General features: G+C 73.4%; 16 protein-coding genes. 12 read left to right on the top strand and 4 right to left on the bottom strand.

Annotated features, from left to right (window positions below):
* Window positions 1-13 precede the first annotated feature (13 nt).
* Window positions 14-508: a methylated-DNA--[protein]-cysteine S-methyltransferase gene (locus AB0J40_RS33735; protein WP_364461261.1), complete on the top strand. Its 495-nt coding sequence runs from the start codon at window positions 14-16 to the stop codon at window positions 506-508.
* Here the strand turns inward: AB0J40_RS33735 and AB0J40_RS33730 are convergent.
* Window positions 505-2733: a PHB depolymerase family esterase gene (locus tag AB0J40_RS33730; RefSeq protein WP_364461259.1), complete on the bottom strand. Its 2229-nt coding sequence runs from the start codon at window positions 2731-2733 to the stop codon at window positions 505-507. The genes AB0J40_RS33735 and AB0J40_RS33730 overlap by 4 nt on opposite strands.
* Window positions 2734-2867: 134 nt before the next feature.
* Here AB0J40_RS33730 and AB0J40_RS33725 point away from each other — a divergent pair, with 134 nt between their 5' ends.
* From AB0J40_RS33725 to AB0J40_RS33710, 4 genes are read left to right on the top strand one after another with little or no spacing between them, the layout of a single operon-like run.
* Window positions 2868-4430 carry an alkaline phosphatase D family protein gene (locus AB0J40_RS33725; protein WP_364461257.1) on the top strand — a complete coding sequence of 521 codons (1563 nt, stop codon included), beginning with the start codon at window positions 2868-2870 and terminating at the stop codon, window positions 4428-4430.
* Between the two features lie 54 nt (window positions 4431-4484).
* Window positions 4485-5303, top strand: a complete 819-nt coding sequence (locus AB0J40_RS33720) for a helix-turn-helix transcriptional regulator (protein ID WP_364461255.1) — start codon at window positions 4485-4487, stop codon at window positions 5301-5303.
* A gap of 43 nt (window positions 5304-5346) precedes the next feature.
* Complete coding sequence (locus tag AB0J40_RS33715) at window positions 5347-6189, top strand: oxidoreductase (RefSeq protein WP_364461252.1); 843 nt, start codon at window positions 5347-5349, stop codon at window positions 6187-6189.
* A complete protein-coding gene (locus tag AB0J40_RS33710) occupies window positions 6186-6908 on the top strand; it encodes an SDR family oxidoreductase (protein ID WP_364461250.1) in 723 nt (240 codons plus the stop codon). Before AB0J40_RS33715 ends, AB0J40_RS33710 begins: the two co-directional genes overlap by 4 nt.
* Here the strand turns inward: AB0J40_RS33710 and AB0J40_RS33705 are convergent, their stop codons facing one another.
* Both AB0J40_RS33705 and AB0J40_RS33700 read right to left on the bottom strand, forming a co-directional pair.
* A complete protein-coding gene (locus AB0J40_RS33705; protein WP_364461248.1) occupies window positions 6909-7778 on the bottom strand; it encodes an NAD(P)H-hydrate dehydratase in 870 nt (289 codons plus the stop codon). It abuts the gene before it with no gap.
* Window positions 7756-8475: a histidine phosphatase family protein gene (locus AB0J40_RS33700; protein ID WP_364461246.1), complete on the bottom strand. Its 720-nt coding sequence runs from the start codon at window positions 8473-8475 to the stop codon at window positions 7756-7758. Before AB0J40_RS33700 ends, AB0J40_RS33705 begins: the two co-directional genes overlap by 23 nt.
* Window positions 8476-8557: 82 nt before the next feature.
* Between AB0J40_RS33700 and AB0J40_RS33695 the strand changes: the two genes are divergently transcribed.
* Window positions 8558-9781: a GAF domain-containing SpoIIE family protein phosphatase gene (locus AB0J40_RS33695; RefSeq protein ID WP_364461244.1), complete on the top strand. Its 1224-nt coding sequence runs from the start codon at window positions 8558-8560 to the stop codon at window positions 9779-9781.
* Between the two features lie 20 nt (window positions 9782-9801).
* Here the strand turns inward: AB0J40_RS33695 and AB0J40_RS33690 are convergent, their stop codons facing one another.
* A complete protein-coding gene (locus AB0J40_RS33690) occupies window positions 9802-10185 on the bottom strand; it encodes an STAS domain-containing protein (RefSeq protein ID WP_364461243.1) in 384 nt (127 codons plus the stop codon).
* 166 nt (window positions 10186-10351) lie between these two features.
* Between AB0J40_RS33690 and AB0J40_RS33685 the strand changes: the two genes are divergently transcribed.
* The 6 genes from AB0J40_RS33685 (at window position 10352) to AB0J40_RS33660 (ending at window position 18107) form a co-directional block, all read left to right on the top strand.
* Window positions 10352-10735 carry an STAS domain-containing protein gene (locus tag AB0J40_RS33685; RefSeq protein WP_364461240.1) on the top strand — a complete coding sequence of 128 codons (384 nt, stop codon included), beginning with the start codon at window positions 10352-10354 and terminating at the stop codon, window positions 10733-10735.
* Complete coding sequence (locus AB0J40_RS33680; RefSeq protein WP_364461237.1) at window positions 10732-12306, top strand: GAF domain-containing SpoIIE family protein phosphatase; 1575 nt, start codon at window positions 10732-10734, stop codon at window positions 12304-12306. Before AB0J40_RS33685 ends, AB0J40_RS33680 begins: the two co-directional genes overlap by 4 nt.
* A complete protein-coding gene (locus tag AB0J40_RS33675; RefSeq protein ID WP_364461234.1) occupies window positions 12303-12716 on the top strand; it encodes an ATP-binding protein in 414 nt (137 codons plus the stop codon). Before AB0J40_RS33680 ends, AB0J40_RS33675 begins: the two co-directional genes overlap by 4 nt.
* Window positions 12717-12808: 92 nt before the next feature.
* Window positions 12809-16885 (top strand): SpoIIE family protein phosphatase, encoded by a 4077-nt coding sequence (locus AB0J40_RS33670; RefSeq protein ID WP_364461231.1) that lies wholly within the window; start codon window positions 12809-12811, stop codon window positions 16883-16885.
* Window positions 16882-17184 carry an STAS domain-containing protein gene (locus tag AB0J40_RS33665; RefSeq protein ID WP_364461228.1) on the top strand — a complete coding sequence of 101 codons (303 nt, stop codon included), beginning with the start codon at window positions 16882-16884 and terminating at the stop codon, window positions 17182-17184. The genes AB0J40_RS33670 and AB0J40_RS33665 overlap by 4 nt, the downstream gene beginning before the upstream one ends.
* 197 nt (window positions 17185-17381) lie before the next feature.
* Window positions 17382-18107, top strand: coding sequence for a GAF and ANTAR domain-containing protein (locus AB0J40_RS33660; RefSeq protein WP_364461226.1), 726 nt, complete (start codon window positions 17382-17384; stop codon window positions 18105-18107).
* The last annotated feature ends 3 nt before the right edge of the window (window positions 18108-18110 follow it).

Here is an 18110-nt window from a genome sequence, read left to right as displayed (position 1 = left end):
GTAGGCTGGCCCCATGAAGCACGCCGTCATCGCGTCACCGATCGGACCGCTGACCCTGGTCGGCGACGGCGAGGCGCTGGCCGGGCTCTACTTCGACGGCCACCTCCGGACGCCCCGCCTCACCGACCTCGGACCCCGCGACGACGACGCTTTCGAAGCCGCGAAAACCCAGCTCGGCGAGTACTTCGCCGGCACGCGGCGCGAGTTCGACCTCGAGCTCGCGCCGCGCGGTTCGGCGTTCGAGAAGCAGGTCTGGGCGCTGTTGACGAAGATCCCGTACGGCGAAACCCGCACCTACGGGCAGCTGGCCGCCGAGCTGGGCGACCCCGGCGCCGCGCAGGCCGTCGGGAACGCCAACGGCTGGAACCCGATCAGCGTCATCGTGCCCTGCCACCGCGTGGTCGGCACCAGCGGCGGCCTGACCGGGTACGCCGGCGGCCTCGCCCGCAAGCGGTTCCTGCTGAGCCTCGAGGAACCGCCCGCGGACGAGGTCGGCCGCCTGTTCTAGCCCACCGAACAGGTGACAGTGGGGTCCGTCAGGTTCCCGCCGTGCTGCACGGTGAAGCCGATGACGTTGCCGCTGCCGTTGGGCCGCGCGGTCAGCACGTACCCGGTGCTGTCCCAGGTCCCGGTGTAGTTCCAGCTGCCGATGACCTTCTGCGGGGCGTGGAAGGTGATCGTGAGGACCCAGTTGTCCGACCCGGTGACGGTCACCTGGCCGTTGAAGCCGACGTTCCACTCCGCCGTCTTGGCGTACGCCCCCGTGCAGCCACCCGGCGACGGGGTGGTCGGCGTGGTGGGCGTCGTCGGAGTGGTGGTCGGCGGCGGGGTGGTGCCGCCGTTCAGCGCGTCGAGCACGGCGGTGTAGGCCGCCTTCTTCTGGCCGTTGCCGTCGAACAGCAGCGGCGTGGCCGACGCCCGCCACGAGTCCGTGTCGCGGATGCCCCACACGGTCATCCCGGTGCAGCGCGCCACCGCGAGACAGGCGTTCGTGACCGTGCGGTAGTTGTCCGCCTGCGTGGTGCCCGACCCTTCGATGTCCAGCTCGGTGATCTGCACGTCCACGCCGAGGTCGGCGAAGTTCTGCAGGGTCGTCCGGTAGTTCGACGGCACCGGGCTGTTGCTGTTGAAGTGCGACTGGAAGCCGACGCAGTCGATCGGCACGCCGCGGGACTTGAAGTCCTGGACCATCCGGTAGACGGCCTGGGTCTTCGCCTGGCCCCAGTCGTCGGTGTTGTAGTCGTTGTAGCAGAGCTTGGCGTCCGGGTCGGCCGCCCGCGCGGCGCGGAACGCCGCCTCGATCCAGTCGTCGCCGGTGCGCTGCAGGTTCGAATCCCGGCGGGCACCCGAGCTGCCGTCGGCGAAGGCCTCGTTCACGACGTCCCAGGCGTAGATCTTGCCGCGGTAGTGGGTCGCGACCTGGGTGACGTGGTTCAGCATGGCCGAGCGCAGCGCCGACCCCTCCATGCTCTGCATCCAGCCGGGCTGCTGCGCGTACCAGGCCAGGGTGTGCCCGCGCATCCGGGCGCCCTGGCTCGCCGCCTGGGCGACGATCCGGTCGGCGCCCGAGTAGCTGAACTGGTTCTGCGCGGGCTCGGTGGCGTCCATCTTCATCTCGTTCTCCGGGGTGATCATGGAGAACTCGCGGCTCAGGATGCCGGTGTAGACGCTGTCCGAGAGCTTGCCCGCCGAGACGGCGGTGCCGAAGTAGCGTCCGGTCCCGCTCGCCGCGCCGGCCAGCGTGGTGCCGGCGGGCGGTGTCGTCGTCGGCGTCGTGGTCGTGGTCGGCGTCGTCGTGGTCGACCCGCTGTTCAGGCCGAGGAACGCGATCGCGTACGCCACCATCCCGTTCTGCGGCAGCGAGTGCCCGGCGCCCTGGACGCTGATGCCCTCGACCGGCGCCTGCGCGCCGGTGCCGCCGTAGCGGGTGCGCGTCCAGCCGGACTGCGGCGAGTCGGTCGACGACGGCGTCTGACTCACCCCGCGCAGGTTGGTCCACTGCTTGATCTCTTCCCCGAAGTTCGGGTAGCGCAGGGTGTCGTCGGCGGTGCCGTGCCACAGCTGCATCCGCGGGTACGGGCCGCTGCGCCCGCCGCTCATCTGGCGGGCCTGGTCGCCCCACTGCTGCGCGGTCTTGATCAGCTGGCCGTTCGAGCACTGGCTGTTCCAGCTCGACCCGTCGGTGGTGGCGAAGCAGCCGGCGGGCACGCCCATGAACGCCGAGCCGGCGGCGAAGACGTCCGGGTACTCCGCGGCCAGGACGTTCGTCATCATCGCGCCGGAGGAGAACCCGGTGACGAACACGCGGGCGGGATCGACGTTGTAGTGCGCCTTGGCGTAGTCGACCATCGACAGGATGCCGACCGGGTCGCTGCCGCCGCCGCGGGTGAGGGCCTGCGGCGAGGACACGTCGAAGCACTGCCCGCTGCGCGTGGCTTCCGGGAACACGATGACGTACCCGTACTGGTCGGCCGCGGTGACGTAGTCGCGCGCGTAGCCGTTGAACACCGCCGAGGCCGAGCCGGTGCAGTAGTGGAGGGCGACCAGCAGCGCCGGCCGGGCGGCGACGTGGTCCGGGACGTAGGCGTACATGTTGAGGTTGCTGGGGTTGGTGCCGAATCCGGTCACGCGGGTCAGCGTGGCCGCCGACGCGGGCTGCGCCGTGATCACCAGCACGACGGCGGCGGCGATCGACAACACGGCGGCGAGGAGGGCGGTGAAGAATCTTCGCACTCGACGAGTCCTTTCCGGGAACAGGCGCAGCTGCGACGATCGTTCGTTCGCCACCCGGGACCGGTCAACGATTATCGGAATGTTTCGGGACTTCTCGAACTGCCGACTTGCCTTGCTGCTGAAAGGATCCCGGCATGACCGAGCTGCTCCTGGGTCCGCTCCTCCGGCACGTCGACGCCACTTCGGCGACGATCTGGGTCGAGACGGACCGGCCGTGCGAAGTCCGCGTCGCCGAAGCGCAGGCGCGGACTTTCGAAGTGTCCGGGCACCACTACGCGCTGGTCGTGCTCACCGGGCTGGAACCCGGGCGGAGCACGCCCTACGAAGTCCGGCTCGACGGCGAGCTCGTCTGGCCCGAGCCGGACAGCGCCCTGCCGCCCAGCCGCATCCGGACCCTGAGACCCGGCGATCCGCGGTTCCGGCTGGTGTTCGGGTCGTGCCGCAAGCCGCGGGAGCAGGACGCGCTGGGCCCGGACGCGCTCGCCGCCTACGCCCACCGGATGGCCGGGCTCGACGAGGCCGAATGGCCGGAATCGCTGCTCCTGCTGGGCGATCAGGTCTACGCCGACGAAACCACCGACGCGACGCAGGAGTGGCTCGCCACCCGCCGCGATCCGAAGGTGCCGCCGGGCACGGAGGTCGCCGACTTCGAGGAGTACTGCCACCTGTACTTCGAGGCCTGGTGCGAGCCGTCGGTGCGCTGGCTGCTCTCCACCGTGCCGACGTCGATGATCTTCGACGACCACGACGACCACGACGACTGGAACACCTCGCAGGCCTGGCGCGAGCGGATGGCGCGCGAGCCGTGGTGGCCGGAGCGGATCCGCGGGGCGCTCGTGTCGTACTGGGTCTACCAGCACCTGGGCAACCTCGGACCGCGCGAGCTGGCCGAGGACGAGATGTTCCGGCAGGTGACGAAGTCCGGGGTCGACAACGCCGGGCTGCTGCGCGAGTTCGCCGACCGGGCCGACCGCGAGGCCGACGGCGCCAAGGGCACCCGGTGGTCCTACCGGCGCGACTTCGGCCCGGTGCGGCTGCTGGTCATCGACTCGCGCGCCGGGCGGATCCTCGAAGGCGGGCAGCGGTCGATGATCGGTGACGAGGAGTTCCGCTGGATCGAGGAGCAGACCGACGGCGGGTACGACCACCTGCTGATCGGCACGTCGCTGCCGTGGCTGATGCCGACCGCGCTGTCGGCCGCCCAGTCGGTCAACGAGCGGCTCTGCGCGCGGCCGGGGCTCGTCGGGCGGGTTTCGGAGTGGTTCCGGCAGCTCGCCGACCTGGAGCACTGGCCGGCGTTCCGCGCGTCGTTCGACCGGCTGACCCGGCTGATCGCCCGGGTGGCCGACGAGGGGCCGGCGTCGGTGAGCGTGCTCTCGGGCGACGTCCACCACGCGTACGTCGCCCGCGCCGACCTGCCGGGAGCGCCGGTCCACCAGCTCACCTGCTCGCCGGTGCACAACACCGTGCCCTGGTACATGAACCGGCTGTTCCGGGCCGGCTGGGCACGCGGGCTCACCCGGCTGAGCGAAGGGCTGGCCCGCCGCGCCGGCGTCCCGCCCGCGCCGCTGACCTGGAGCTGCGTCTCGGGACCGCACTTCGGGAACGCCGTGATGACGCTGGACGTCGACGGCCGCGAGGCCACCGCGACGCTGCTGCGGCCCGACCACGACGAGCAGCCGATCCGGCTCGCCTGAGGGTGGGTGCGCCGCGGCCACCCAAGTCGCGGTGATCGGCGTTAGCCTCGGAACATGCCCAGCGACAACCAGCTCGGAGAGTTCCTCCGGGCCCGCCGCGAACAGGTGGGGCCCGAGGACCTCGGCCTGCCCGCGGGCGGGTCGCGCCGGGTGGCGGGCCTGCGCCGCGAAGAGGTCGCGGTGCTCGCCGGGGTCAGCACCGACTACTACGTCCGGCTCGAACAGGGCCGGGAGCGCAACCCCTCGCCGCAGGTCCTCGACGCGCTGGCGCACGGGCTGGCCCTCGACGAGGACGCCACCGCCCACCTGCACCGGCTGGCCCGGCCCGCTCCGAAACGCCGCCGCCCGCGGCGCCGGGAGCAGGTCAGCCCGAACCTCCTGCGACTGATGGACGGCTGGCCGGACACGCCCGCGCTGGTGCTCGGCCGCTGCCTCGAAGTGCTCGCCCACAACGCGCTGGGCGAGGCGCTGTTCGCCGGGCACACGCACAGCGGCGACCTCGTCCGGCTGGTGTTCCTCGACCCGGACGCGCGCGAGTTCTACCCGGACTGGGAGCGCGTCGCGGTCAACACCGTCGGCGGCCTGCGGGTGGCCGCCGGGATCGACCCGGACGATCCGCGGCTCATCGAGACGGTCGGCGAGCTGTCGGTCAAGAGCGCGGACTTCCGCCGGCTGTGGGCCCGCCACGACATCCGGCAGAAGACCCACGAAACCAAGCGGTTCCACCACCCGCAGGTCGGCGAGCTGACGCTCAGCTACGAGGCGCTGACCGTCAACAGCGCGCCCGGCCAGCAGCTCGTCGTCTACCAGGCCGAACCCGGCAGTTCCTCGGAAGCCGCGCTCGCCCTGCTCGGCAGCCTCGCCGCGAGCTGACCACCACCCCTTCACCGTTCCGGAAAGGACGGAGTACTTCGTCATGCCCGAAAACTGGTTCATCACCGGCTGCTCCACCGGTCTCGGCCGCGCACTGGCCGAAGCCGTGCTCGACCGCGGCCACCGGGCCGCCGTCACGGCCCGCGACCCGGCGAGCGTCGCCGATCTCGCCGCGGCCCACGGCGACCGCGCGCTCGCGCTCCCGCTCGACGTCACCGACCACGACCAGGTCGCCGCCGCGGTCGAGCGGGCCGAGAGCGCGTTCGGCCGGATCGACGTCCTGGTCAACAACGCCGGCTACGGCTACCTCGCCGCGGTCGAGGAAGGCGAGGACGCCGAAGTCCGGAAGCTGTTCGACACCAACGTGTTCGGCCTCGCCGACGTCACGAAGGCGGTGCTGCCCGGCATGCGCGCCCGGCGCGGCGGGCACGTCGTGAACGTGTCGTCCCTCGGCGGGCTCGCCGCTTTCGGGGCCACCGGCTACTACCACGCGACGAAGTTCGCCGTGGAAGGGCTTTCCGAGTCCCTCGCCGCCGAAGTGGCGCCGCTGGGCATCAAGGTCACCATCGTGGAGCCCGCCGCGTTCCGCACCAACTGGTCCGGGCCGTCGATGCGGCAGTCGGCGGTCCGCATCGACGACTACGCCGAGACGGCCGGCGCGCGCCGCGCGGCGACCACCGCCACCTACGGCCGGCAGCCCGGCGACCCGGCCCGCGCGGCCGAGGCGATCCTCACCGCCGTCGACGCCGAGGAGCCGCCCCTGCGGCTGCTGCTCGGCAGGGCCGCCTACGACATCGCCACCGCCCGGCTCGACACCCTGCGAGCCGGCTTCGACACCTGGCGCGAGACCACCCTCGGCGCCGACTACCCGGAAGGAACCCCGTGAGCAAGACCGTCCTGATCACCGGCGCCAGCAGCGGCATCGGCCACGCCACCGCGCTGCGGCTGGCCCGCGAAGGCCACCACGTCGTGCTCGGCGCCCGCCGGGAGGATCGGCTGACCGCGCTGGCGAAGGAGATCCACGACGCCGGCGGCACCGCCGACGTGCACCGCCTCGACGTCACCGACCGCGCCGAGGTCGCCGCGTTCGCCGACGCCGCCGTCGAAGCGCACGGCCGGCTCGACGTGTTCGTCGCCAACGCCGGCGTGATGCCGTTGTCGCGGTTGGACTTCCTCCACGTCGACGAGTGGGACCGGATGATCGACGTCAACGTCCGCGGCCTGCTGCACGGGATCGCGGCCGCGCTGCCGCACTTCCGGCGCGCACGCGCCGGGCACTTCGTGACGATCGCCTCGACCGGCGCGCACGAGGTCGTGCCGACGGCCGCGGTCTACTGCGGCACCAAGTACGCCGCCCGCGCGATCACCGAAGGCCTGCGGCTGGAGGCCGACCCGAGCATCCGCGTGACGACCGTCTCGCCGGGTGTCGTCGAGTCCGAGCTGGCCGACTCCATCACCGAAGCCGGTGCGCGGGAGGCGATGCGGACCTACCGCGCGGTGACGCTGTCGCCGGACACCATCGCCGGCGCGATCTCCTACGCGATCGGGCAGCCCGAAGGCGTCGACGTCAACGAGATCGTCGTGCGGCCCACCGCCCAGCGGTAGTCAGCGTTCCAGCTCGGCGATCACCCGCGGGATCCCGTCCACCAGCTCGCGCGCCAGCAGGCCCGTGCGGCCGGTGTCCGGGATCAGCCGCTGCCCCGCCACGGCGTGGACGTGCGTCGCCCAGCGGGCGGCCTGGCCGAGGTCCGCGCCGCGGGCCAGGAAACCGCCGGTCAGACCGGCCAGGACGTCGCCGCTGCCCGAGGTCGCCAGTCCGATGTGGCCGCTGCCGTCCCGCCAGGTCCGGCCGCCGGGCTCGGCGACCACCCCGAAGAGCAGCACGACCCCGTCGTAGCGCTCGGCGATCCGGACCGCCGTCTCGAGGTCGTCGACATCGGCTTCGTCACAGCCGTCGAGGAACGCGGCCTCGGTCCGGTTCGGGGTCAGCACGAGCCGGCCGGACAGCGGCTTCGCCAGTTCCGGGGCCCGGCTCAGGGCGCCGAGTGCGAAGGCGTCCAGCACCACGCGGGCGTCCGGCGCGATGGCGGGCACCAAGCGCCGCAACAGGTCCTCGGTCTCCTCGGCGCCGGTGAGCCCGGGGCCGACCACGACGGTGCCGGCGCCGTGCAGCACGTCGGCCAGCCGGTCGACGGCGTCCCCGGCGATCGCCCCGGACTCCGTTTCCGGCAGCCCGAACACCGACGACTCGGGCACCGACACGCCGAGCGCGCCCGCGTGCCGTTCGCTCACCGCGAGCTGCAGCGTGCCGGCGCCGGCGCGCAGGGCGGCCGTCCCGGACAGCGCCGGCGCGCCCGGCACCGTCCGGGCGCCGCCGAGCACGAGCACGGTGCCGCGGTCCTCGGTGCCGATCCGCTCGTCCCGCAACAGGGCCGGGCTGATCGGCGCCGGGTCAGGAGAGCTGCTCGGCGGCATCGTCGTCCGCCGTGGGCGGGGTGTCGGTGGCGTGCAGGTGGCCGACTTCCTGGGCCAGCACCATGGTGAACCCGCCGTCGCGGTCGCGCTCCCAGGCGGTCACCGAGCCGTTGGGGACCTCGGTGGCGTTCGCCGCGCGCAGCAGGTCGGGTTCCGGCAGGCCTTCGAGCAGGTAGCGCAGGGCGAAGACGGTCATCTCGTGCGCGGCCAGCAGGACGCGCTTGCCGGCGTGGTCCTGGCTCAGCTCCCGCATCAGGGAACGCAGCCGCAGCACGACGTCCGCCCAGGACTCCCCACCCGGCGGCCGGTAGTAGAACTTGCCCAGCCGCCGCTTGCGCCGCAGCTCGTCGGGCCACCGCTCGCGGACGCCGTGGGAGGTCAGCAGGTCCAGCACGCCGAGCTCGCGGTCGCGCAGCCGTTCGTCGGGCACGACCGGGACGCCGTCCGGCGCGGCCAGGAGCGCGGTGTCCCAGGCCCGGCGGTAGGTCGAGGTGACCACGAGGTCGGGTGGGCGCTCGGTCAGGAACTCCCCCGCGGCCTTCGCCTGCTCGCGGCCCAGGTCGGTCAGCGGCACGTCGGCGTCGCGCTCGGCGATGTCGATCACATCCGCTCCCGCCGACTCCGCCTCTTCCCTGGCCACGTTTCCGGTGCTCTGCCCGTGGCGCAGCACGGCCACCCACTCCAAGTCGACGCTCACGCCCGGGTGGTTACCCGCCGGGACCCGCCGTCGAAACCCGGGATGGTTAGGCGCGCAAAGGAGTTCCGGCTAGGGTCTTTCCATGTCCCGGAGTATCGGCGCCCACGACCGGCTGCAACAGCTGGAGAAGATCCTCGGCGTACCCGCCGAACACCTGGGGCTGGCCGAGCTGCTCGCCGAGACCCTCCAGCGCCTCCGGGAGGTCCTGGAGGTCGACACCGCGACCGTGCTGCGGTACCAGCCCAGCGGCCGCCAGCTGGTCGCCTTCGCCGCGGCCGGTATCGAAGAGGAGGTCCACCAGGGCGTCCGGGTGCCGGTCGGCAGCGGGTTCGCCGGCCGGGTGGCGCTCGAGCGGCAGCCCGTCGTCCTCGACCTCGTCGACGAGACGACCGTCGTGAACTCCCTGCTGTGGGAGCGCGGACTGCACTCGATGCTCGGGGTGCCGATGGTCGCCGGGACCGAGCTCGTCGGGGTGCTGCACGTCGGGTCCGTCACGCCCCGGGAGTTCACCGAGGCCGAAGTCGCGACGATGCAGCTGCTCGCCGACCGCCTCGCCATGGCGATCCAGGTCGAGGCCCTCGAAGAGAACCGCTCCGCCACCATGGCGCTGCAGCGCAGCCTGCTGCCCAGCAGCCTGCCGGAGGTGCCCGGCCTGGCCTTCGGCGCGCGGTACGTGCCCGGCGCGGAAACCGGGCTCGGCGGCGACTGGTACGACCTGTTCGTCCTGCCCGGTGACCGGCTCGGCATCGTGATGGGCGACGTCTCGGGCCACGGGCTGGAGGCCGCGGTGATCATGGGGCGGCTGCGCAGCGCTTTGCGCGCGTACGCCCTCGACTGCGAAAGCCCCGACGAGGTGCTGGCCAAGCTCGACCGCAAGGCCAACCACTTCGAGCACGGCGCGATGGCCACGGTCGCCTACGGGATCGTCGGGCCGGGCCGCGAGAACATCGCCCTGTCGCTGGCCGGGCACCTGCCGCCCGCGTTCGCCGTCCCCGGGGAACCGGGCCGGCTGGTCGAAGTCCCGCCGGATCCCCCGATCGGGCTGACCATCGGCTCGCCGCGGCGGCGCACGACGGTGGTGGACCTGCCGCCGGAGAGCGTGCTCGCGTTCTACACCGACGGCCTGGTCGAGCGCCGGGACCGGCCGGTGGACGCCGGGATGCGGCAGCTGGCGGAAGCCCTGCGCGCCGGCGACCCCGAACGGGTCTGCGCGCAGCTGATGGCCACGATGATCGGCAACCGGGCGGCGCAGGACGACGTCGCCCTGCTCGCCGTCCAGCGCAAAGCCGTCCCGGCCGGCGACTGAGGCCCCGGCCGGGACGCTCCTCAGGACGCGGTCAGCGCCGCCTCGCGGGTCGGAAACAGCGAGAGGCTGTCCTCGAGCCCGGTCAGCTGGATCGGGCGCAGGGTCGCCCGGCCCGACGCGACGATCCGCACCGCGGTGCCGGAACCGGCGTCGCGGTGGATCGTCAGCAACGCCGTCAACCCGGGTGAGGCCAGGAACTCCACCCGGGTCAGATCCACCACCAGCAGCGGTGGTGCCGCCGCCAGTGCCTCTTCCGCGGCCTGCACGAGGGCAGGCGCGGTGGTCGTGTCCACGTCCCCGGCCACCTCGACGACGACCGCGTCGCCTTGCTCCGTCCGGGCGATCCGGAATTCGCCGAATGGCACAGCGGTGGCCGAGCCCTCACTGTGGATGTGCTCCGTCATCGTTTCTCCTCGCCTTCGGCAGCGCCCCGGAACCTCCGGAGGGCGCGCGTGATCACGAAGGCTGTCTGCTCAACCGGGATCAATCATGCCCGTACCGCGCGGCCGCCGCCGTGTCAGCGCCCCCTCCGGTTTTGCGGGCCGCCCCGGACCAGGCAGGATGAGCGCCATGGCCGAAACGGACGCGACCGGGAACACACTCGGGGACGCCGCGAGCTCAGCGGGAACGGTGGCGCTCGACCACCACGAGGGCACCGCCGTGCTGCGCGTCGAGGGCGCACTCGACCTCGCACTGGCACCGAAGCTGCGGCAGCTCGCCGAGCGCGCCGCGCGCCTGGAGCCCGCGGTGCTCGTCATCGACCTGACCGGCGTCACCTTCCTGGCCTCGGCGGGGATGGCCGAGCTCGTGCGCGCGCACCGGGGGCGGACGGTGTCCGCGCCGTTGCGGGTGGTGGCCACCGGCCGGATCACCCTGCGCCCGCTGGAGCTGACCCGGCTGACCGACGAGCTGGCCATTTACCCGTCGCTGGCCGAGGCACTGGCCGCCGGATGACCACCCCGGAGTTCGACGACCTGCTCGACGCCGTGCGCCGGGCCTTCGTCGACGCCTCCGGTACTCCCGTGCCCACCGAAGTCCGGCTCCTCGACGCGGCCGAAGCGCGCGCGGTGCTCGGCGACCGCGTCGCGGTGGCCGTGACCGACCCCGCTGTGCTCGCGGACCTGGTGCCGGACCGCGGGACCACCGCCGCGGTCGCCGTCGCCGGCGACGACCGAAGCGCGCTGGTCCACACCACCGGCGAAGTCACCGGGGCACCGTCGGCCGTCGCCGCCGCGGTCGAAGCCGCGACCGCGCACCTGGCGGCCACCGTGCGGCGGCTGCGCGGCGAAGCGGCGGTGCTCGACGCGCTGCACTCCACCGGCCGCGAACTGACCGCGCAGCTCGACATCGACCGGATCGTGCAGGACGCCACCGACGCCGCCACGAAGGCGACCGGCGCCGAGTTCGGCGCGTTCTTCTACAACCTGGTCGACGAGCTCGGCGAGTCCTACACGCTGTACACGATTTCGGGCGTGCCCCGGGAGACGTTCGAGCGGTTTCCCATGCCGCGCAACACCGACGTGTTTTCGCCGACCTTCGACGGCGCCGGCACCGTGCGCAGCCCCGACATCACGAAGGACCCGCGGTTCGGGCGGAACGCGCCGTACCACGGGATGCCGGCGGGGCACCTGCCCGTGTGCAGCTACCTCGCCGTCTCGGTGATCAGCCCGACCAGCGAGGACGTGCTGGGTGGGTTCTTCTTCGGCCACTCCGAGCCGGACCGGTTCACCCCGCGGCACGAGTACCTCGCCGAGGGCATCGCCGCCTACTCGGCCATCGCGCTGGACAACGCCCGCCTGTACGAGCGCGAACGCACCCTCGCCTCGGAGCTGTCGCGCAGCATGCTGCCGGTCGCGCCGCCGACGCCCGGCCTCGACGTCGTCACCCGGTACCTGCCCGCGGTGACCGGGAGCAAGGTGGGTGGCGACTGGTTCGACGTCATCGCGCTCCCGTCCGGCGCGACCGCGTTCGTCATCGGCGACGTCGTCGGCCACGGCGTCACGGCCGCGACCGTGATGGGCCAGGTCCGCACGGCCATCCGCTGCTACGCCCTGCTCGAGCTGCCCCCGTCGGAGGTGCTGCGCAACGTCTCCGCGCTGACCGGCGGGCTGTTCGGCGAAAGCTTCGTGACGTGTTTCTACGCGGTCCACCGGGCGGACGAGGGCACGCTGACCTACGCCAACGCCGGTCACCTGCCGGCGATCCTGGTCCGCCCGGACGGCGGACCGGAGCAGATCGGCGAGGCGCTGGCGCAACCGCTCGGCGTCGGTTCGCGGTTCCCCCAGCGCAGCACCGGGTTCCCGCCCGGCGCGGACCTGGTGCTCTACACCGACGGGCTGGTCGAAAGCCGCACGCGCGACCTCACCCTCGGGGTGCAGTGGCTGCTGGCCGGCATCCCCGCCGTGCTCGCCGCGGCCGATCTCGGCACGGCGTGGGACAAGCTCGTCGCCGAGCTGACCCTCGGCAGGCACGACGACGACATCGCGCTGATCCACGTGCGCCACCGCGGAGAGGACCCAGCATGACGGACCCCCTCGCCCCGGGCGCGCCCGCGCCGCCGGCGCCGTTCCACCGGCGCATCGCCGCGGTGGCCGACCGGCTGCCGGAGCTGCGGGAAGCGCTGGCGCACTGGCTGAGTACGCTCGGCGTGAGCGAAGAGCGCCGGGAGGACATCGTCCTGGCCGGCTACGAAGCGATGGCCAACTCCGCCGAACACGCCTACCGCCACGGCGAACCGGGTCCGGTCGACGTCCGCGCCGAGGCGCTGAACGGGCGGCTGACGGTGACGGTCACCGACTACGGCGCCTGGCGCGCCCCCACCGCGACCAACGGGCTGCGCGGCCGCGGCCTGCTGCTCATCGACAGTCTCGCCGACCAGAGCGCGCAGGTGCACCGCGAGGACGGCACGACGGTCACGATGACCTGGCTCGGCTGAAGCCACGTCACCCGGGCGTGCCCGGTTCGCGCACGCGGCGGGGCCCGGCCCGGACGGGTAGGCTCACCCGGGGCCGCGTGATCGGGAGTGTGATGACCGTCGGCGAGGAATCCGGCCAGCGGGCCGTCTTCCCGGGCACCAGCCAGATGGCCGCCCGGATGCGGGAATTCGACTGGGCGTCGTCGCCGCTCGGGGACCCGGCGGGCTGGCCGGCGAGCCTGACCACGGCGGTGCGGATCTGCCTCACCTCGCGCTTCCCGATGATCGTCTGGTGGGGCCCGGATCTGCGCTTCCTCTACAACGACGCCTACCTGCCGCTGCTCGGCACCAAGCACCCCGCGCTGGACAAGCCGGGCGCGCGGGTCTGGGACGAGATCTGGCACATCATCGGCCCGATGCTCGACAGCGTGATGGCCACCGGCGAGGCGACCTGGTCGGAGGACCTGCTGCTGCCGATGAACCGGCACGGCTACTGGGAAGAGACCTACTGGACCTACTCCTACAGCCCGGTCCACGACGACGAAGGCACCGTGCGCGCGGTGTTCACCGCGGTCACCGACACCACCGAGCGCGTGATCGGCGAACGCCGGCTGGCCACGCTGCGCGAGCTCGGCGCCCAGGCCGGCATCGCCCGCACCGTCGGCGAAGCCTGTCAGCTGGTCGCCGGCGTGCTTGCGCGGGCCGGCGCCGACGTCCCGTACTCCGCGATCCACGTGCGTGAAAACGACGGCGGGCTCGCCCTCGCGGCCGTCACCGCCGGCGGGAGCGCGCACACCGCAGGCTGGCCCCTCGAAGAGGTGCTCGCCGACGGGACTCCGCGCACCGTCACGGATCTGACCACCACCTTCGGCGAGCTGCCGTCGGGCGGCTGGTCCACCCCGCCCACCGAGGCGATGGTCCTGCCGCTGCCCGGCGCCCCCGGCACCGCGGCCACCGGCGTGATCGTGTTGGCGGCGAGCGCCGGGCGCGCGCTCGACGAGTCCTACCGGACGTTCCTCGGGCTGGTCGCCCAGCAGACGGCGGCGCTGGTCAACGGCGCGCTCGCCTACCAGGCGCAGCAGCGCCGCGCCGAGGAGCTGGCCGCGCTGGACGCGGCGAAGACGACGTTCTTCGCCAACATCAGCCACGAGTTCCGGACCCCGCTCACGCTGATCCTCGGCCCGGTGGCCGAGCTGGACAAGACGCTGTCGGACGCGGACGAACGCGTCCGCGAAGAGGTCGCCGTCATCCACCGCAACGCGCTGCGGCTGGGCCGGCTGGTGAACAACCTGCTCGACTTCTCGCGGATCGAGGCGGGCCGGATGCAGGCGCGCTTCGAGCCGGTCGACCTCTCGGCGTTCACCGCGGAGCTGGCGAGCGTGTTCCGCGCCGCCGTCGAGCGGGCCGGGCTGCGCTTCGAGGTCGCCTGCCCGCCGCTGGGCACTCCGGTGCACGTCGACCGCGGGATGTGGGAGAAGGTCGTCCTCAACCTGCTGTCCAACGCGGTCAAGTACACCTTCGACGGCGAGATCCGGGTGCGCACCGCCGTCGACGGCGAGCACGCCGAGGTCGTCGTCTCCGACACCGGGATCGGGATCGACGCCGCCGAGCTGCCGCGGCTGTTCGAGCGGTTCCACCGGATCCCCTCGGCGCGGTCGCGTTCGAACGAAGGCAGCGGGATCGGCCTGGCCCTGGTGCGCGAGCTCGTCGGGATGCACGGCGGCACGGTGGCCGTCGAGAGCACCCCCGGCGAGGGCACGACGTTCCGGATCCGGCTGCCGCTGGGCACCCGCCACCTGCCCGCCGAGCACGTCGCCCCGGAACCGTCCGCGGGCGGGCTCGCCGCGGACACCGTCGAGCCGTACGTCCAGGAGGCGCTGCGCTGGCTGCCGGCGGACGGTCCCGGACCGGCCGCCGCGGAAGCCCCGGCCACGGGCGCCCGGGTGCTGATCGCCGACGACAACGCCGACATGCGCGACTACCTGACCCGGCTGCTGCACGAGGACTACGCGGTCACCGCGGTCGGCGACGGCGTCGAAGCGTTCGCCGCCGCGGCCGCCGAGCCGCCCGAGCTGATCATCAGCGACGTGATGATGCCGCGGCTGGACGGGCTCGGCCTGCTCGCCGAGCTGCGGCGGGACCCGCGCACCGCCGCGGTGCCCGTGCTGCTGCTCTCCGCCCGCGCCGGGCAGGAGGCCGCCGTCGACGGGCTGGCCGCCGGGGCCGACGACTACCTGGTCAAGCCGTTCTCCGCCCAGGAGCTGCTCGCCCGGGTCCGCACGACCATCCGGCTCGCGCGGCTGCGGACGCAGCACTCGCGGTGGCGCGCGGCGATGATCGAGTCGATGCAGGACGGCTTCTTCGTCTGCGACCCCGACGGGCGGGTGGTGGAGATGAACGCGGCGTGCACCGACCTGATCGGGTACGGGCCCGACGGGCTGCCCTACTCGCCGCCCTTCCCGTGGGCGCCGGACCCGGACGACGACCCGGCCGCCTACCGGCAGGTGGCCGACGCGCTGGGCCGGTCGCGGACCGAGCCGTCCGGGAGCTTCGTGCTGCCGCTGCGCCACCGCGACGGCCACCGGGTGTGGGCCGCGGTCGCCTACAACGAGCTGTACGACGACGAAGGCCGCCGCCGGGTGGTCGGCACGATCCGCGACGTCACGGCCGAGCGCTACGCCGTGCAGCGGGAAAACGCGCTGGCCGCGATGAACCAGCGCCTCGCCGGCGTCAGCGGGGTGCCCGACGTCCTTCGCACGGCCCTGGACCTGCTGCGCGAACTGTGGCAGGCCGAGCGCGTGCTCGCGGTGACCTGGGTACCCGACGGCGAACCGGAGCTGATGTCCACCGACGCCGCCGACCGGCGGTGGACCGACCTGGCCGCGCCGCTGCGCGCGAAGCTCGCCGAAGTCCGTGCCCTGCCCGCGTTGCACGCGACCCCCGCGGAGGGCGGCGCCGGCGCGACGCTGGACCACCCCGGCGGCCGGCTGACGCTCTGGGTCGAGCCGGACCCGGGCCGCCCGCTCGGCATCGAAGACCGGACGCTGCTGGCGCTGCTGGCCGGGACGCTGGCGCACGCGCTGCGCCGCGCCCACCGCGACGACCGGCAGCGCGAGGTCGCCATCGCGCTGCAGCGCTCGATCCTCGGCCCGGCGCTGCTGCCCGACGGCTTCGCGGTGCGCTACGAACCGGCGAACCCGCCCCTGGAGGTGGGTGGTGACTGGTACGACGTCGTCCCGCTGTCCGCCGGCCGGATCGGCATCGTCGTCGGCGACTGCGTCGGCCGGGGGCTCGCCGCGGCCGCGGTGATGGGCCAGCTGCGCAGTGCCTGCCGCGCCCTGCTGCTGGAGGCCAACGGCCCGGCGCACACCCTGACCACGCTCGACCTCTTCGCCGACCGGCTGCCGGGCGCCCTGTGCACCACCGTCTTCTGCGGCGTCCTCGACCCCGCGACCGGCACGCTCACCTACAGCAGCGCCGGGCACCCGCCCGCCACGCTGGTGCACCAGGACGGCTCGGCGGAGTTCCTCGACGCGGGCAGCAGCGTGCCGCTCGCGGTCCGCGTCCCGGCCGCGCGCCCGGAGGCCACGGCGGTCGTCCCGGTCGGCTCGCTGCTGATGCTCTACACCGACGGCCTCGTCGAGCGCCGCCGCGAAGCGCTGGACGACGGCATCGACCGGGCGACCTCGGTCGCCCACGGCGCGCGCGACGCCGACCTCGCCGAGCTGGCGGCCACGCTGATGGGCCGGCTGCGGCCGGCGGAGGGCTACGAGGACGACGTCGCGCTGCTGCTCTACCGCCGGTCGGTGCCGCCGCTGGAGCTGGACTTCCCGGCCCACCCCGACAGCCTCGCCTCGACGCGGCACTGGCTGCGCGCGTGGCTGGGCACCGCCTCCCTCGGCGAGGAGCTCGCGCAGGACGTCCTCGTCGCCTCCGGCGAGGCCTGCGCGAACGCCGTCGAGCACGCCTACCCCGGCGCCGAGGGGACCGCGCACCTGTCGGCCCGTTTCGCCGGCGCGCACCTGATCGTCACGGTGTCCGATCGCGGGCACTGGAAGCAGCCGCCGCCGGACAACCACGTGCTGCGCGGGCGCGGGATGCCGATGATGGAGGCGCTCGCCGACGCCGTCGCCGTCCGGCACGACACGACCGGCACCACCGTCACGCTGGAATGGAGAATCGGTTCGTGACCACGGCACTCACGCTGGTCGCCTCCGCGGGCGACGACGGAGACCGGATCCTGACCGTGACCGGGGAGATCGACATGGGCAACGCCGGGGAGTTCGGCGCCGCGCTCGAGCGCGAGCTGGCCGCGGGGGCCGCGCTGACCGTCGACCTGACCGGGGTGACCTACCTCGACAGCGCCGGCATCGCGGCCCTGTTCGACCAGGCGGGCGCGCACGACGTGCGCCTGATCGCGCCTCGCCTGCTCGACCGCGTCCTGCGTGTCTCGGGTCTCACCCAGGTCGCCAAAGTGACGATCCGCTGAGCGGTTGGCACACGGCCGACCGGGTAAGCGGGCGGTAGCGACGGTCGCCGGGTGGGTTGTGCTGCCGGCTGTCGTCAGGTGGCCCCGGCACCCAACCCACGACGTTCAGCAGCGAGCGACGGGCCGGGGCCACCGCCCCGGCCCGAACCGCCGGCGCGGGTATCGTCCTCCGCAGGAGCCGGACGGAGGTGACCGCAGTGACCGGCGAACCGATCCCGCCCGAGCACTTCGACGAGCTGACCGCGGCGATGGCGGATCTGGCGACGGCTCTCGAGACCGAGCCGTCCGAGACCGAGATCCTCGAGGCGGTCTGCGCCGAGGCCGTCCGGGCCGTGCCCGGGGCCGACATGGCCAGCATCACCGCGATCCGCGACGGCGAGCCGGAAACCGCCGCCTCCACCGACGACCGGGCCGTCGACATCGACCGCGTCCAGTACGCCGCGGGCGAGGGTCCGTGCCTGCGAGCGGCCGAGACCGGCGAGATCGTCCGGCTGCCGCTCGCCACGGCCGGTGCGGTCTGGCCCGAGTTCACCGCCTACGCGCGCGGCGTCGGTGTCGGCAGCTACCTCGCCGCGCCGCTGCGCGTGGACGAAGCCCTCGGCGGCGCGCTGAACCTCTTCGGCTTCGGCGACCACGGCTTCGCCGAGACCGACTCGCGGCTGCTGGCGCTCTACACCACGATCGTCTCGTTCGGCCTGCGCTCCACGCGCCGCTACCGGACCGCCCGCCGCCGCGTCGCCGAGCTCGAGACGGCGATGACCTCGCGGGCGGTGATCGAGCAGGCCAAGGGCATCCTGATGGCCGTGCACCGGGTCACCGCCGACGACGCCATGAAGCGCCTGATCGCGGAGTCCCAGCACACCAACGTGAAGCTGCGGGACGTCGCGGCGCGGTTCGTCGAAGGACTGTCCTCGGCGGACTGACGT

The organism is Amycolatopsis sp. NPDC049691 (genome assembly GCF_040675005.1).
GTDB lineage: Bacteria > Actinomycetota > Actinomycetes > Mycobacteriales > Pseudonocardiaceae > Amycolatopsis.
This window is presented reverse-complemented; position numbering and strand designations above follow the sequence as displayed.

Coding starts and splice junctions, on each gene's coding strand:
- AB0J40_RS33735 (WP_364461261.1), top strand. CDS start 14: ATGAAGCACGCCGTCATCGCGTCACCGATCGGACCGCTGACCCTGGTC.
- AB0J40_RS33725 (WP_364461257.1), top strand. CDS start 2,868: ATGACCGAGCTGCTCCTGGGTCCGCTCCTCCGGCACGTCGACGCCACT.
- AB0J40_RS33720 (WP_364461255.1), top strand. CDS start 4,485: ATGCCCAGCGACAACCAGCTCGGAGAGTTCCTCCGGGCCCGCCGCGAA.
- AB0J40_RS33715 (WP_364461252.1), top strand. CDS start 5,347: ATGCCCGAAAACTGGTTCATCACCGGCTGCTCCACCGGTCTCGGCCGC.
- AB0J40_RS33705 (WP_364461248.1), bottom strand. CDS start 7,778: ATGCCGCCGAGCAGCTCTCCTGACCCGGCGCCGATCAGCCCGGCCCTG.
- AB0J40_RS33695 (WP_364461244.1), top strand. CDS start 8,558: ATGTCCCGGAGTATCGGCGCCCACGACCGGCTGCAACAGCTGGAGAAG.
- AB0J40_RS33690 (WP_364461243.1), bottom strand. CDS start 10,185: ATGACGGAGCACATCCACAGTGAGGGCTCGGCCACCGCTGTGCCATTC.
- AB0J40_RS33685 (WP_364461240.1), top strand. CDS start 10,352: ATGGCCGAAACGGACGCGACCGGGAACACACTCGGGGACGCCGCGAGC.
- AB0J40_RS33680 (WP_364461237.1), top strand. CDS start 10,732: ATGACCACCCCGGAGTTCGACGACCTGCTCGACGCCGTGCGCCGGGCC.
- AB0J40_RS33675 (WP_364461234.1), top strand. CDS start 12,303: ATGACGGACCCCCTCGCCCCGGGCGCGCCCGCGCCGCCGGCGCCGTTC.
- AB0J40_RS33670 (WP_364461231.1), top strand. CDS start 12,809: ATGACCGTCGGCGAGGAATCCGGCCAGCGGGCCGTCTTCCCGGGCACC.